The organism is Anaeromicrobium sp., assembly GCF_025210435.1.
Taxonomy (GTDB): Bacteria; Bacillota; Clostridia; order Peptostreptococcales; family Thermotaleaceae; genus Anaeromicrobium.
In genome coordinates this window covers 1-15485 of the sequence record NZ_JAOART010000063.1, presented here as the reverse complement: position 1 = coordinate 15485, position 15485 = coordinate 1, and the positions used below count along the sequence as shown (strand labels likewise).

General features: G+C 30.6%; 13 protein-coding genes, 1 rRNA gene and 1 other annotated feature. Of the genes, 12 read left to right on the top strand and 2 right to left on the bottom strand.

What is annotated here, in order from left to right; translation table 11 throughout:
• Positions 1-166: 166 nt before the first annotated feature.
• The 7 genes from zapA to N4A57_RS07435 all read left to right on the top strand — a co-directional run bounded on the left by zapA (position 167) and on the right by N4A57_RS07435 (position 9662).
• Entirely contained in the window at positions 167-733 is a 567-nt protein-coding gene (zapA, locus tag N4A57_RS07465) for a cell division protein ZapA (protein WP_293657243.1), read from the top strand.
• 91 nt (positions 734-824) lie between these two features.
• Complete coding sequence (locus N4A57_RS07460) at positions 825-3251, top strand: U32 family peptidase (protein ID WP_293657242.1); 2427 nt, start codon at positions 825-827, stop codon at positions 3249-3251.
• 11 nt (positions 3252-3262) lie between these two features.
• Complete coding sequence (locus N4A57_RS07455; protein ID WP_293657241.1) at positions 3263-5632, top strand: endonuclease MutS2; 2370 nt, start codon at positions 3263-3265, stop codon at positions 5630-5632.
• A 10-nt stretch (positions 5633-5642) separates the two neighbouring features.
• Complete coding sequence (locus N4A57_RS07450) at positions 5643-6152, top strand: DUF523 domain-containing protein (protein WP_293657240.1); 510 nt, start codon at positions 5643-5645, stop codon at positions 6150-6152.
• A complete protein-coding gene (locus N4A57_RS07445; protein WP_293657239.1) occupies positions 6103-6672 on the top strand; it encodes a GerMN domain-containing protein in 570 nt (189 codons plus the stop codon). The genes N4A57_RS07450 and N4A57_RS07445 overlap by 50 nt, the downstream gene beginning before the upstream one ends.
• A 121-nt stretch (positions 6673-6793) precedes the next feature.
• Positions 6794-7003: a binding site (T-box leader), on the top strand.
• Positions 7004-7069: 66 nt separating this feature from the next.
• A complete protein-coding gene (gene argS, locus N4A57_RS07440; RefSeq protein WP_293657238.1) occupies positions 7070-8767 on the top strand; it encodes an arginine--tRNA ligase in 1698 nt (565 codons plus the stop codon).
• Positions 8768-8789: 22 nt separating this feature from the next.
• On the top strand, positions 8790-9662 hold the full coding sequence (locus N4A57_RS07435; protein ID WP_293657237.1) for a radical SAM protein: 873 nt from the start codon (positions 8790-8792) through the stop codon (positions 9660-9662).
• A gap of 44 nt (positions 9663-9706) precedes the next feature.
• On the opposite strand, the gene N4A57_RS07430 is transcribed toward N4A57_RS07435, so the two are convergent.
• Positions 9707-9901 carry a hypothetical protein gene (locus tag N4A57_RS07430; RefSeq protein ID WP_330671479.1) on the bottom strand — a complete coding sequence of 65 codons (195 nt, stop codon included), beginning with the start codon at positions 9899-9901 and terminating at the stop codon, positions 9707-9709.
• A gap of 140 nt (positions 9902-10041) precedes the next feature.
• The gene (locus N4A57_RS07425; protein ID WP_293657233.1) at positions 10042-10530 is read right to left on the bottom strand and encodes a hypothetical protein; all 489 of its coding nucleotides are present in this window, start codon (positions 10528-10530) and stop codon (positions 10042-10044) included.
• Between the two features lie 307 nt (positions 10531-10837).
• Between N4A57_RS07425 and N4A57_RS07420 the strand changes: the two genes are divergently transcribed.
• From N4A57_RS07420 to N4A57_RS07400, 5 genes are all read left to right on the top strand, one after another.
• Entirely contained in the window at positions 10838-12592 is a 1755-nt protein-coding gene (locus N4A57_RS07420; RefSeq protein WP_293657232.1) for a B12-binding domain-containing radical SAM protein, read from the top strand.
• A 32-nt stretch (positions 12593-12624) separates the two neighbouring features.
• Positions 12625-13362, top strand: a complete 738-nt coding sequence (locus tag N4A57_RS07415) for a hypothetical protein (RefSeq protein ID WP_293657231.1) — start codon at positions 12625-12627, stop codon at positions 13360-13362.
• 184 nt (positions 13363-13546) lie between these two features.
• Positions 13547-14665, top strand: a complete 1119-nt coding sequence (locus N4A57_RS07410; protein WP_293657229.1) for a tetratricopeptide repeat protein — start codon at positions 13547-13549, stop codon at positions 14663-14665.
• A gap of 341 nt (positions 14666-15006) precedes the next feature.
• A complete protein-coding gene (locus tag N4A57_RS07405) occupies positions 15007-15135 on the top strand; it encodes a hypothetical protein (protein ID WP_293657227.1) in 129 nt (42 codons plus the stop codon).
• Between the two features lie 242 nt (positions 15136-15377).
• Positions 15378-15485, top strand: a 16S ribosomal RNA gene (locus N4A57_RS07400); the annotation flags it as partial.

Genomic DNA, 15485 nt, shown 5'->3' with positions numbered 1-15485 from the left:
GATGTATATGGAAATATAAGGTAAAAGAATTCCGTTAAATGTGTTTCATAGTAATACACTAAGGATAAAATAATGAATATAGTTAAAATTTTACTAATGAAAGAAATAAATCCTTACAAATGGAACTTATGAATTTAGAAGACTCCATATTAAAAGGAGAGGTGTTATGAGCAATAAACGAAAAGTAGTAGTTAAAATATATGGACAAGAATATACTATGGTAGGGACAGAGTCTAGAGAATATATACAAAGGATTGCCAATTATGTGGATGATAAAATGATAGATGTGGCCAGAAAGAGCAATCAGCTAAGCACATCCATGGTAGCCGTACTTACGTCCCTAAATATAGCTGATGAATATATGAAATCTAGGGAAGAAGTTCAAGGGTGGAAAAACAAGTTAGAGGAGCCCTTAGAAGCTTTAAATGAAGCTAAGGCAGAAATTGTTGCTACTAAAAGTGAAATGGAAGAAAATAAAGTTGCATATGAAGATAGTATACGACTTTTAGAAGAAGAGAAAAAGGCACTTATAATGGTTCTTAACGAAAAGGAAGAACAATTAAGGGAAATAGAAAATTTGAAAACAACCCTTGCACTCAAGGAACAGGAACTAGATAAACTAGCTAAAGAAAATGAAGAACTTCAAAGCAAGGTTTTTGATAGTCAAATAAAATATGTTCAAGCTAAAAAAGAATTAGATTCCTTTATTGATACTTTTGATGAAAAGGGTTAAAAATGAGTATTTGACCTAGGAGTAGTGATATAATAATATTACTACTTTTTTGTTGTGTAGAATTAAGGATGATCAATTGGGAGTGAAACTAATGGATAAAGTAGAACTATTGGCTCCTGTAGGGAGTATGGAAAGTTTAAAGGCAGCAGTGGAAAATGGAGCAGATGCAGTTTACTTAGGTGGGAAATTATTCAATGCTAGGCAGAGTGCTAATAATTTTGATGAAGAAGAACTGAAAGAAGCTGTAGAATACTGTCACGTTAGAAATACAAAAATATTTGTAACTATAAATACTTTAATATTAGATAAGGAAATGAAGGATTTAGGAAGGTATCTATTCTTTTTATATAGTATAGGTGTAGATGCTATAATAGTTCAAGATTTAGGTGTGGCCAAAATGATTAAGGATTTGCTACCTGATTTTGAAATACATGCTAGTACCCAAATGACAGCCCATAATCTAGAGGATGTAAAATTCTTAAGGAAACTAGGTTTTAAAAGGGTAGTGTTAGCTAGGGAAATGGACATGAAAGAAATTAAATACATATATGATAATACGGATTTAGATATTGAGATTTTTGTCCATGGAGCTTTGTGTGTTAGTTATTCAGGCCAATGTTTAATGAGTAGTATGATAGGGGGAAGAAGTGGTAACAGAGGTAGATGTGCTCAACCATGTAGAAAAGAATATGATCTATTAAGTTCCCATGAAAAAATAAAGAGTAAAGTAGGTAACTATCTATTAAGTCCTAGGGATTTAAATATTCTAGAAAATATAGATGAAATATTAGGGGTTGGTAATTTTTCTTTAAAGATAGAAGGTAGAATGAAAAGACCCGAATATGTGGCTACTATAATAAGAACCTATAGGGAATATATAGATCATTATTACGATTATAAAGAGATTAAAGATGACAAAGAGTCCCTAAATAATGTTGCACAAATGTTTAATAGGAAATTTACAAAGGGATATATTCTAGGTGAAAGTGGTAAAGGGTTCATGAGTTTTGAAAAACCTAGTAATCGTGGAACTTATTTAGGAAAAGTAGTGTCCTATGATAGTAAGAGAAAAAAAATAAAAATCAAATTAGAAAAGGATTTAAACAAAAAGGATAAGATAGAGATATGGGCCACAAATAGGGACAATCCTCAACTATATATTAATAATATGAAAATAAACAATAAATTAATAGATAGGGCCACTAGTAAGCAAGTGGTTGAATTGGATTTTAATAAAAGGGCTCAAGTAGGTAATCCTGTATATAAAATATTAGATGAAAAATTACTTGTTGAGGCTAGATCAACTTATGAAAAACATAATAAAAGGATAAATGTATATGGCAAATTTATTGGTAAAATTGGAGAAAAACTAGAGTTATGCCTATGGGATCATGATGGGAACTATGTAAATGAATTTAGTGAAAAAATGGGAGAAAAGGCCATTAATAGGCCCATAGGTGAAGATAGGGTATATAATCAAATAAATAAATTAAAAAGTACTGCCTACGAACTTGTGGATTTAAATATGGAGTTAGATCCTAATGTGAGTTTTCCCGTATCTGTGTTAAATGAACTGAGAAGAAATGCCATAGACAAATTAACGGATTTAAGAAGGGTAATAAAGGATAGGCCTTTAGTAAGGGAAGATGAGTTTAATAAGAAATTAAAGGATTATTTAAATAGATATGAGAAGGTCCATGGAGATGAAATTAGTATTAGTGCTAAATGTTCTAATATAGATCAGTTAAAAGAAGTTTTAAAATATGATGTGAATAGAATATATTATGACCATATGGATTCCTTAGAAGATGCCATGAATTTGGGAAAAGAAAAAATCATACCTGCCTTTTTTAGAATCACATCTGATAAGGAGTTAGAAAAGATAGAAGACATAATAAAAAATAGTTCCTGTGCCATGGCAGGAAATATGGGAACTTTAAATAGGATAAAAGAAAATAAAAAGAACATATTTTGTGATTATTCCATAAACGTATTTAATAAGAATACGGCCCAGTTTTTAAAGGAAGAGGGTGTGAAAATATTTACCCTATCCTTAGAACTTAATTTAAAACAGATAAAAGATATAGTACAATATTATAATGGGTGTGAAATTATTGTATATGGAAGGGCTCCTCTTATGATTAGCAAGTATTGTCCTATACATGCTTTAACTAAAAAGGAACATATACAAAGGGTATGTGGTGAATGTAGAAAAGATAGTTTTTATTTAAAGGATAAATTAAAGGCGCAATTCCCTATTAGGATCCACGAAGAATGTAAGGTAGAAATATTAAACACAAGTCCACTATTTGTGGCACAAGACCTAGATAGGATAATTAAATCGGGTGTGAAAAATTTAAGATTAGATTTTACTATAGAGTCAAGGAAAGAAGTAAAGGAAATAATGGATATATATACTAATGGTATATATGGTAAAATAGACCAATATACACATAAGATAGAAGAATTAAAAAATAAAGGAATAACCAAGGGGCATTTCTTTAGAGGCGTAGAGTAAGGAGAGGGAACATGAATAAAAAGACTTTAAATGTACTAGAATTTCCAAAAATCAAAGAAATGTTAAAGTCAATGGCCACATGCACATTAGGAAAAGATTTGGTAGATAACCTTGAGCCGGCCACTAACATAGATGAAGTTAAAACTATGCAGGAGGAAACAGCAGAGGCCACTAGTTTGATTTTAAGGAGAGGAAATCCTAATTTAGGTGGTATACATGATTTATTAATGTATCTAAAAAGGGCAGAAATTGGATCTTCCCTATATGCAGGACAATTATTAGAAGTATGTGATACCCTAAGGGCTGCTAGGCGAATAAGATCATTTATAAGGGAAGCTGGTGAAGATAACACCTATGATCGTTTAAGTGGATATACTAGTGCTCTTAATACTTTTAAATATATGGAAGATAAGATTGATATGTGTATAATTGGTGAAAATCAAATTTCTGACAATGCATCACCTACACTTAAACATATAAGACGGGAGATTGAAAATAAAAATGGTACTATTAGAAGTAGATTAAATTCCATGATATCCTCCACGTCAAAGCAAAAATATCTTCAAGATAGTATCATAACCATGAGGGACGATAGATATGTTATACCTGTAAAACAAGAATACAGAGCTAATGTACCAGGACTCATCCATGATCAATCCTCCTCAGGGGCCACTTTGTTCATAGAGCCTATGGCCATAGTAGAACTTAACAATAAATTAAAGGAATTAAAGCTTCAGGAAAAATCAGAAATAGAAAGAATATTGTTAGAATTAACTCTTATGGTGGCAGAGAAAAAGGATGAAATATTAGCTAATCAAGAAATATTAAAGAAGCTAGATTTCATATTTGCAAAGGGAAAATTAGCGGTACATATGAATGCCATAGAACCTAAAGTAAATGATTATGGTTTTATAAGAATCAAAAATGGTCGTCATCCATTACTTGACAAGGATACGGTTGTACCAAGTAATATATGGATTGGAGATGAATTTAATACATTAGTTATTACGGGACCTAATACGGGTGGTAAAACTGTAACTTTAAAGACTGTAGGACTTTTAACCATAATGACCCAATGTGGTCTACATGTACCAGCCCAGTATGGAACGAGAATGTCTGTGTTTAAACAGGTCTTTGCAGATATTGGAGATGAGCAAAGTATTGAACAAAGCTTAAGTACTTTTTCAGGCCATATGAGCAATATTGTGGATATATTAGATCATGTGGAGGAAAATGCCCTAGTTTTATTAGACGAATTAGGTGCAGGAACTGATCCTACAGAAGGAGCGGCTTTAGCCATTTCCATACTAGATTATCTAGCTGGTTTTAAGAGTAAGACCATAGCTACTACCCATTACACAGAGATTAAGGAATATGCTTTAACTACAGACTTGGTAGAAAATGCTTCAGTGGAATTTGACGTACAGACTTTAAGTCCCACATATAAGCTTTTAATTGGAGTTCCAGGAAAATCTAATGCCTTTGAAATATCAAAGAGATTAGGTTTAAGTGATTTTATTGTAGATAGGGCTAGAGGATTACTTACGAAAGAAAATATTGAATTTGAAGAAATACTTCAGACCATTGAGAAGGATAAAAGGGTTGCCCAAGAAGAAAGGGATGAAGCTTCTAGGTTAAAGATTCAAATAGAGAAGGAAAAGGAACAGTTTGAAAGTAAAAAGGAAAAATTAAAGCATCAAAGGGAAACTGTATTAAGGGAAGCAAGACAAGAGGCAAGGAAACTATTAAAAGAAGCAAAGGAAGAAGCTGATAATATAATAAAGGAACTAAGAGATCTTCACCATGCTCAAAGTGAGAAAGATAAGAATAGAAAAATAGAAGAGATGAGAAAGAAGTTAAGAACTAGTTTAAATGGACTTGAGGACGGTCTTGACTTAAACATGGAACTTAGCAATTTAACTCCAAAGGATATAAAGGTTGGAGATGATGTTATAATCCTTTCCTTAAATCAGCAAGGAACTGTTTTGACAAAACCAGATTCCAATGGAGATTTAACAGTTCAAGCAGGTATAATGAAAATAAACGTTAATGTGAAGAATCTTAAAAAAGATAAAAATAAGAAAAAATCTGTTAAGAAAAGCGGAATAGGTAAAATTTATAAATCTAAAAAATCAAATGTGAAGACTAGTTTAGATTTAAGGGGACAAAGTCTAGAGGATGCTTTAGTAGAAACGGATAAATATCTAGATGATGCGTATATTGCTAACCTAACAGAAGTGACTATTATTCACGGTAAGGGAACGGGCATATTAAGGGCAGGTATTACCCAGTTGTTAAAGAAGCATAAACATGTGGATAAATTTAGAATAGGTGGTTTTAGTGAAGGTGGAAGTGGAGCTACCATAGTAACTTTAAAATAGGGGTATTAAAATGATTTTAATAAGTGCATGTCTATTGGGTGTAAATTGTAAATATAATGGCAAAAACAACTTAAAATATGATATATTAGAATTGACAAGGGGAAAAAATATAATACCAATATGTCCTGAACAGTTAGGAGGTCTTCCTACTCCAAGGATACCCTGTGAAATAATCCATAGGACAGGGGCAGTTATAGATGGTTGTGGGAAGGTCTTAAATAAAAGGGGAGAAGATAAAACAAAGGAGTTTTTAAAGGGTGCTTATGAAACTCTTCATATTGCAAAATTATATAATGTTAAAGAGGTCATATTAAAGGAAAACTCTCCATCCTGTGGTTCAAATTTCATATATGATGGAACATTTTCTGGTGAAAAGAAAAGGGGAGATGGAGTCACTTCGGCTCTTTTGAAAAAACATGGCATAATTGTGCATAATGAGTATAACTATCACATTAAAGGGGGAACTAAAGATGAAGAAAAAAATAATTTTAGGAATTTGCATGCTAACAATGGTGACTAGCCTGTTTATAGGGTGTGGAAAAAAGGAAGAAGAAAAACAAGAAGTAAACACGGAAGTACCAGTGACAGAGGAAGTTATAAAAAAAGAGGCTAAGGATATAAATTATGTTCTTTATTTAAAAAATAGAAATATGCCTTATCTATTTGATGAGAGATATACTATAAAGGAAGATGATCCAAAATTAGAAGGAAATACTATGGAAGAGTTTGTTATGAATGAATTAATAAACTTTAAAGAATTTGGAGAATATGAAAATGTCATTCCAAAGGGAACTGACCTATTATCCATTGAAAAGGATGGATCTTTAGTAAGGGTAAATTTATCAAAGGAATTTAATAATTTTAAGGGAACTAAAGATGATGCTCAGTTACTTGTTGCATCCATAGTAAACTCTTTAACTATATTACCTGGAAATGAAAAGGTACAGATTTTAGTAGATGGAAAAGTTGTTAATAGTATTGGAAAAATGAAAATAAAATCTCCTATGGAGTATTTTGATAACCTATATCCAGATAAGTAAATATTTAATAAAAGAGCTTTAATGAATGAATTAAAGCTCTTTTATTAAAAAAAATTATAAAGGTCTTGATTTACATAGGAAATTATGATAATTTAATAAACGATAAAGAATAATAAAGGAAATTATGTCTAGGAAAAGGAAAGTAAGTTTTAGATAATGCTAAAGCGAATCAGGGATGGTGAGAGCCTGATGCTATGCTAAGACCCAAGCGCACCTTTGAGATTTTTACCGAAAATTAGTAGGTGAAACGCAAGCCCTCCGTTAAAGGGGTTCAGAGTGGGTACATAAGTACCAATAAGAGTGGTAACACGGGATAACTCTCGTCTCTTTGTATTAGAAGAGGTGGGGGTTTTTTGTAATTTTTAGATATTTTTTAAAAATATAAGGAGGATATGACATGTTAGATTTTAAAAAACAAGTGGCAGAAATTTTAGCAGGGAAAATAGAAGATTTAAATGAAAATGAAATATTAGAAATGATAGAAATACCACCTAATAGTGAAATGGGAGACTATGCTTTTCCATGCTTTAGATTGGCAAAAATATTTAGAAAAGCTCCTAATATGATTGCTGAGGATTTGGCAAATGAAATGGGACAAGTAGAAGGTTTTTGCAAAGTGGAGAATGCTGGTGGATATGTAAACTTTTTCGTGGACAATACTATCTTTGCTAAGAGTATAATAACAGAAGTGTTTAATAAAAAAGAAGCATATGGTTCATCAGATGTGGGAGAAGATAAAACTGTCATAGTAGAATACTCATCTCCTAATATAGCTAAGCCTTTTCATATAGGCCATATTAGAACTACAGTTATAGGTCATGCTCTTAAGAACATATATGATTTCTTAGGTTATAATACGGTTAGTATAAACCATTTAGGAGACTATGGAACTCAATTTGGTAAATTAATAGTTGCCTTTAAGGCTTGGGGTGTCCAATCGGAAGTAGAGGAAAATCCTATTCCTGCATTACTTAAGTTATATATTAAGTTCCATGAAGTAGCAGAAGAAAAACCAGAATTAGAAGATGAAGCTAGACTTTGGTTTAAAAAGTTAGAAGAAGGTGACCAAGAGGCTAAGAGATTATGGCAATGGTTTAGAGATGTTAGTTTAAAAGAATTTAAAAGAGTTTATGACATGTTTGGTATTGAGTTTGATTCCTATGCGGGAGAAAGTTTTTATTCAGATAAGATGCCTGCTGTTATAGAAGAGATGAATGAAAAGAATTTATTAGAAGAATCAAAGGGTGCAGATATAGTAAATTTAGAAGAGTTTAATATGCCACCAGCACTAATTAGAAAAAGTGATGGTTCTACCCTTTATATAACAAGGGATATAGCAGCAGCTATTTACAGAAAAAATCATTATGATTTTTATAAGAACATTTACGTGGTAGGTTCTCAGCAAAATCTACATTTTAACCAATGGTTTAAGGTCATTGAACTTATGGGCCACGAGTGGGCCAAAGATTGTATCCACGTACCTTTTGGAATGGTTGCATTAGAAGAAGGAACCATGTCTACTAGAAAGGGTAGAGTAGTTTTTTTGGAGGATGTACTTAAAAAAGCAGTAGAAAAGACTACGGAGATAATGAAAGAAAAGAATGCTAACTTAGAAAACTTAGAAGAAATTGCTAAGGCTGTAGGTATTGGGGCTGTCATGTTCCAAGAATTATCTAATAATAGAATTAAGGATTATACTTTCTCCTGGGATAGAACATTAAACTTTGAGGGGGAAACTGGTCCTTATGTACAATATAGTCATGCTAGAGCTTGTAGTGTACTTAGAAAGGCAAATATGGAAGTGAGTTCTAATATAGATTTCTCATTACTTGATGGTGCAGCCATAAGCTTATTAAAGACCATAGAACTATTCCCACAAATAGTTAAGGAAGCAGCTAGAAAAAATGAGCCTTCAATAGTAACTAGATATATTGTGGATGTGGCTCAAGACTTTAACAGTTTCTATCATGCAACACCAATACTTGTAGATGATGAAGAAACTAAGAAGGCTAGACTTACTGTTGTATATGCTGCAAAGGAAACTATTAAGAATGGTTTAGGCCTATTAGGAATAAAAGCACCTGTTAAGATGTAATTTAAAGAAGGAGGGATTAAATATGAGGTACGTTGGCAGTGTTTATAGACCTCCTAGTGAGGCTTATAGTTATATATTACAAGTTAGTATAGGTTGTTCCCATAATAAGTGTACATTTTGTAGTATGTATAAGGATAAGAACTTTAGAAAAAGAAATATAGATGAAATATTTGAAGATCTACAAATGGCTAGAAGTCACTATTCTCAAATAAGGAGAATATTTTTAGCTGACGGAAATGCCTTAGCATTGAAGACAGAAGATTTAAAGACAATTCTCCAAAAAATAAAGGAACTTTTTCCTGAGTGTGAAAGAATTGGAATATATTCTGCTCCAAAGGATATTCTAAGAAAAAGTGTAGAGGAGTTAAAGTCTTTAAAAGAATTAGGTATTGGTATTGCATACTTAGGTATAGAGTCAGGTAGTGATAAAATTCTAAAGAATATTAAAAAGGGCGTTACTAGTGATGAAATTGTTCAGGCCGGAAAGAAAATAATTGAAGCGGGAATTAAATTATCTGCCACTTTAATTTCAGGAATTGGCAGTGAAGAAAATCTTGAGAAACATGCCCTAGAATCTGCAAGGGTTATAAATGAAATTCAACCAGATTATGTGGGCTTACTTACCCTGTTAATACAAGAGGGAACAGAATTATATGATCAAGTTCACAATGGAGAATTTAAGTTGTTATCACCTCAAGAGGTTATGAAAGAAACTAAAATATTAATAGAGAACTTACACATAAGTGAAAAATGTGTATTTAGAAGTAACCATGCCTCAAACTATGTGTCTTTAGCAGGAACATTACCTGAAGACAAAGAAAATCTAATAAATATATTAGATGAAAATTTAAAAAGACCCTATGATGTGAAGGAAGAATTCTTTAGAAGGTTATAATATATGATAAAAGGGACAGATTGTAAAACAATCTGTCCCTTTAACTATTTTTCTAATAGACTTAGAAATTCTTCTTCGTTAGTTTCAGCTAAGGAGCATAATTGCCTTAGCATGCTATCCTTTAAATCTATAAAATCCTGATTATTTTTATTTTTTCCTGTATAATCAAGAGCTTCGATTATCATAAGAAGATCTCTTTTGTTAATTTCTTCAATAGCAATTTTATTAAATGTTTCCAAGAAAGTCACCATCCTAACATATTCTCTAAGGGTTTTTAGTAAAACTTGTATTCCTGTAATATAAGATAATTTGACAAAGTCATGTAGAAAATTTTGGAGTATAACAAAATTTTACCACGAATAGTGACAAAATCAAAAGGTTATTTAAAACTTTTAGGTTCTGTTTTATAATATACTCTTTTACTCCTATTTTTTATATCTAAAATTAAATCTACTACTTTTTTTATCTCATCCTTCATTAGGGTTAAATCTTCTTTGTCAATATTATAATAAAGATATAAATCCTCAAAGTATCTAACTATTTTTGTAAAGTCCTGATCCACACTCAAAAAATCTGGAAAATTCTTACTATTAGCAGCATTCCTAAATTGATCAATATCATTAGTAATGGCAGTAACCACTTCTTCTTCTTTTCTATATTGATTGATTAACATGGAGTAGGGCTTAACTCTCTCAAGGAGATATGTATTATCAGTACCACGATGATATAAGTAAACAATGCCTATTTTTCCTACTTTATATTTTACAAAAAACATTACTCCTTCAAAATCTATTATTTCGGCTCCAGTTTTCTTTAGTTGTTCCATACAAATTTCATGTCTTAATAATCTACTAGAAGCTAGGGTCATATGAATCACCTCACACTTATTTAGGTACATTTAAAAAATAAAACAGCCAGCTTACTTGTACTTTTGTTTATTTTATTAATCACATAAAACTTATTACTGCCTAATCTGACTACTTTATTTGTTAAATGTGCCTTAGTTATATTATACCATAAAAGAAATTTTCCACTCAGAATATTTAGAAAATAGACTTCCCTATGAAAAATAACCTTTGTGAACAAGTTTACATGTGTTATAATTTGAAGTTGTGATTAAAAAAGGCATAAAAGGTTGAAAATAATATTATTACATAGAGGAAAGGAAAGAATATATGAAAGTTTTACTTACTACACTTAGTGCAAAGTATGTCCATACTACTTTAGCCCTTAGATATCTTAAGACTTATGTTAAAAATGAATTTGAGAATGTATATATAGAAGAATATACTATAAACAATAAGATGGACTATATATTAGGAGAGATTTACAAGAAAAAATATGATATTGTATGTTTTTCTTGTTACATATGGAATATAGAAAAAACTTTGATTTTATGTAAAAATCTAAAAAAGGTAAATCCTAATATGAGAATAGCCCTAGGAGGTCCAGAGGTAAGTTTTGATCCCCAGAAGGTCATGGAAGAAAATCCATCTGTAGATTATATTATGTTTGGGGAAGGAGAAGAAACCTTTAAGGAGTTTTTAGGAAAACAAAGTAGAGGAGAATCCTTTGAACATGTACCTGGCATTGCATATAAAAAAGAGGGTAAAACATATGTGAATAATGAAAGAGCATTAATAAAGAATCTGGATTCAATTCCTTCACCCTATGATGATGATCTAAGTGAATATGAAAATAAAATAATATATTATGAAAGTTCTAGGGGATGTCCTTATAATTGTTCCTATTGTCTTTCGTCTACCATAAGGGGAGTAAGATTTTTTTCTATGGATAGAGTAAAGAGGGATCTTAGCATATTTATAAGGAATAATGTAAGACAGGTGAAGTTTGTAGATAGAACTTTTAATGCTAATAAAAAGCATAGTTTAGATATTATGAAATTCCTAAAAGAGAATGATAATGGATATACTAATTTTCATTTTGAAATAACGGCAGATTTAATAGATGGGGAAACTATGGAATTTTTAAAGGATGTAAGGGAAGGTCTATTTCAATTTGAAATAGGTGTTCAATCTACTAATGATGATACTATAAAAGAAATAGATAGAAATGTGAATTTTGAAAAATTAAGTAAGGTTGTAAAGATGGTATCAGGGTTTAAAAATACCCATCTACATCTAGATTTAATAGCGGGACTTCCCTTTGAAACCTATGATATATTTAAAAAATCCTTTGATGATGTATATAATTTGAGGCCAGAACAACTTCAACTAGGATTTTTAAAATTATTAAAGGGGTCTAGTATAAGGGTAAATGAAAAAAAACATGGTTACGTATATAAGGATGAGGCTCCTTATGAAATACTTAAAAATGATTATATGTCCTATGAGGATATTTTAAAGTTAAAGGATCTAGAAGAAATGGTAGAAATCTATTATAATTCTGGTCATTTGAAGCATAGTGTAGAATATATAGTTAAGAATTTTTATACTAGCCCCTTTGACTTTTATGAAGAACTAGGTCAGTATTGGCAGCTAGAGGGGTTATTCCATGTATCCCATAATAAACAAAAAATATATAAGATATTATTGGATTTTTACAATGAAAAAGTAAAGGAAAAGGTGGATTTGTTTGAAAATATCCTAAAATTTGATTATATGAGTCAACATAAGGGTAGCTTACCAAGCTTTTTCAAAAGAATATCTATAGATAATATGAGTGAAAGGATACATGATTTTTTACATGATGAAGAAAATATAATAAAATATCTAGGTCAATATGAAAAGGTGCAGGCTAAGAATATACTAAAAAAGATTGAAGTTATAAATTTTAATTATGATATTTTGTCATTAATAAATAAAGGGTATGAGAAGGACGTTGAAGAAAGTATAACAACAATATTGTTTGACTACGATAAAAAAACAAAAGTATTTGAAAAATCCATGTATTATAAAATTAAATTATAAAACTAAATTATAAAATATAGGGAGAGATTAGTATGATTGAAGATATGATAAATATCAATGGAAAGATAATTCCAGAAAGTCTAAAGAAATCTAAGGATAATTGGCCCGTATTATTTGTTGGATTAGTCTATTCTATTCTTTTAATATTTATGTTTAGTCTAGCCATGATATTTCGTATATTAGGAGGTATAATCATAGCTTTAGGCCAAAGTGCCATATTTTCCAATTATTTGTATTTGATAGAAAATGTAGTTGTGTATAATAGGACCAGATTAAATGAGTTTAAATACGGATTTAAAGCATATTTTTTAAAAGTATATGGAGTAGTATTTTTGTTTTGGTTTGTAGGATATACTATAGATTTGTTTTTTAGTCCTTTACTTAGAATTGGTATGGGAGGTTTGAGTTTAAAACTTATATTAGATTTAATAATATTAATTCTTTTAAACCCCCTACCAGAAGTGATTTATCAAAAACAATATGATATTTTAGGAAGTATACAATACTCTTTTGACTTTATAAGGGAAAATGCATTAGAGTGGTTTGTGCCTAATATTATTTTAGGGATTCTACTGTATTTGGCCATGGGGAAATTTTTAAGTATAAATAGTTTATTATCTGGTGGCATTTACATGAAGGCGGGTAATATTGTAGGATATATTTTAGGTCAAGTTGTTTTATTTTTTACTATGATATATAGGGGATTGTTATTTAAATTACTTAGCAATTCTTCTAGAAAAAAGAGAAAGTTCATGAGAAATATGTATTAACCCATATTATTTATGGAAAATTTGAAAGGGTGCAAGTAATTTTGACTTCTAAGGTTTTCATCAAGTTTGAGGGCATACCTATAAGGTACGTTGAGAATTTGATGGATGTCTTAGAATCAAAAGGACGCAGCAGAGTTTTAATTTTTCTATGAATAATATGGGATTAAGGTTCTAGGAGGAAATTATGGAAAAAAGGTTAGCACCATATTTGAAAGACAGATTAAATGACGTGGTATTTATAGAATTAAGAAAAGATATAGAAATGAAAAATGAACAGCTTAAAGGTTTAGAAAATATACAGATTCCCATGATGGTAGATGAAATGGGAGAAAGTATAAAGGATGGTAGTGCATCTAATGAAATTAAGGTAGCTAGCATGGCCAGGGGTATGATCTATGTAATAGGAATTGATTCTAATTTCATGTATAGTAATGAATATAGGAAATTTTTATATAAGTTTGATGAAAAAATTGAAGATTACATAATATATGAAGGTTTAAAATATGCGGATAATAAAAAGTTTCAAGAGGCTTTAATAACTTTTAGAGCTTTAGTCATATTAAATGATGAAAATATTAATGGATTATATAATTATGCTAGGGTATGTCAAGATTTATCAGAGGTTGTGGAAGATAAAAAATATAAGGGTGCCCTAAAGGATGAATGTATTGAGGCACTAGAGATAATCATTGAGAAATATCCAGATTTTGCACCAGCCTATTATCATTTAGGATTTAGATATGCAAATAAACAACTATTTAAAAAGGCCCAATTAACTTGGGAGGAATGTATGGAACTTGGAATAGATGATGAGAAGAAAAGTGAAATACTATTTAAGTTAAAAGAGTTAAAAGAACAAATACAATATGAAGAAGGTTATAGTTACATACTTAACAATAGACCAGAAGAAGGTTTAGATAAGTTGCTACCATTAGAAGAAAAGTATTCAGATTGGTGGAATCTATTATTTTTCATAGGTCTTGCCTATAGACAATTAAATAAACTGGATGAGGCTATTAAATATTTTGAAAAAATACTAAGTTTTAAACCACAGCAGGTGGATACATTAAATGAGTTAGGTCTTTGTTATGGATCAACAGGAGATTTTAATAAGGCAGAGAAAATGTTTAAAAAGGCTTTAGGTATTAGGGTAGAAGATAGTGAGATACTTTGTAATTTAGGTGTTTTATATATGAATTTTGGCGAAATAGATTTAGCAAAAGAATATATTAAAAAAGCCTATGATAGAAATGTGGAAGATCCTATCATTATAGAATGTATGAAAAGATTAGAATTGATTTAGGCATATGAAAGAAATAAACTAATTTATTTTTTGAATATGCCTAAGCATATAAATAATAAAGAAGTCATTAGGGGGAGACCTGATGGCTTCTTATTATAGATTTATAGATTTCTTCATTATAAACAAGCTTTATGTGTGCCTATTTCAGGAAACCATTGAAAATCTTTTCCACCCAAGTCCTTGTCACAAGCGAAAGTGTGAATCTTCGTATAAAGGTTCACGCGTCATGCCCAAGTAGCAGAGGATGTTGTGACGTTCCAGGGTTCCAAAGATTTTCAATGGTTTCCCTTATAGGCAAGTTACTATAATAAGAAGAGTTTAGTGTTCATAAATCTATATGGATGTTTTATGTATATAGAAGAAAGAAGAAGGATATAATAAATGTTGATGAATTTTCTTGTGAAAAAGTGTTGACAGGAGAAGTAAGAAATGATAGCATATATCATGTTGTTGGGAAAGACAAGAAGTGATGAGAAAAAAGTTCTTGACTTTGAAAAACAAAAATGATAAGATTTAATAGTCGTCGCAACGAGGCGACAAAACAAATTGAACTTTGAAAACTAAACAGTATAAGAATTTAAGCCAGCTTGAGTAATCAAATAAATGACTGGATAGGAATTGATTTGATTGCGAATTTTAAATATAACCTTTATTTAAGGTATAACGTTAATTTTTATAGAGTAGTCACAATAGTGACAAAAGATTTTCAATATATTTTGAGAGTTTGATCCTGGCTCAGGATGAACGCTGGCGGCGTGCCTAACACATGCAAGTCGAGCGAGAATTCTTTAGTTGATCTTTCGGGTGATTCTAAAGAAGG

Coding starts and splice junctions, on each gene's coding strand:
- zapA (WP_293657243.1), top strand. CDS start 167: ATGAGCAATAAACGAAAAGTAGTAGTTAAAATATATGGACAAGAATAT.
- N4A57_RS07460 (WP_293657242.1), top strand. CDS start 825: ATGGATAAAGTAGAACTATTGGCTCCTGTAGGGAGTATGGAAAGTTTA.
- N4A57_RS07455 (WP_293657241.1), top strand. CDS start 3,263: ATGAATAAAAAGACTTTAAATGTACTAGAATTTCCAAAAATCAAAGAA.
- N4A57_RS07450 (WP_293657240.1), top strand. CDS start 5,643: ATGATTTTAATAAGTGCATGTCTATTGGGTGTAAATTGTAAATATAAT.
- N4A57_RS07445 (WP_293657239.1), top strand. CDS start 6,103: ATGAAGAAAAAAATAATTTTAGGAATTTGCATGCTAACAATGGTGACT.
- argS (WP_293657238.1), top strand. CDS start 7,070: ATGTTAGATTTTAAAAAACAAGTGGCAGAAATTTTAGCAGGGAAAATA.
- N4A57_RS07435 (WP_293657237.1), top strand. CDS start 8,790: ATGAGGTACGTTGGCAGTGTTTATAGACCTCCTAGTGAGGCTTATAGT.
- N4A57_RS07425 (WP_293657233.1), bottom strand. CDS start 10,530: ATGACCCTAGCTTCTAGTAGATTATTAAGACATGAAATTTGTATGGAA.
- N4A57_RS07420 (WP_293657232.1), top strand. CDS start 10,838: ATGAAAGTTTTACTTACTACACTTAGTGCAAAGTATGTCCATACTACT.
- N4A57_RS07415 (WP_293657231.1), top strand. CDS start 12,625: ATGATTGAAGATATGATAAATATCAATGGAAAGATAATTCCAGAAAGT.
- N4A57_RS07410 (WP_293657229.1), top strand. CDS start 13,547: ATGGAAAAAAGGTTAGCACCATATTTGAAAGACAGATTAAATGACGTG.
- N4A57_RS07405 (WP_293657227.1), top strand. CDS start 15,007: ATGTTTTATGTATATAGAAGAAAGAAGAAGGATATAATAAATGTTGAT.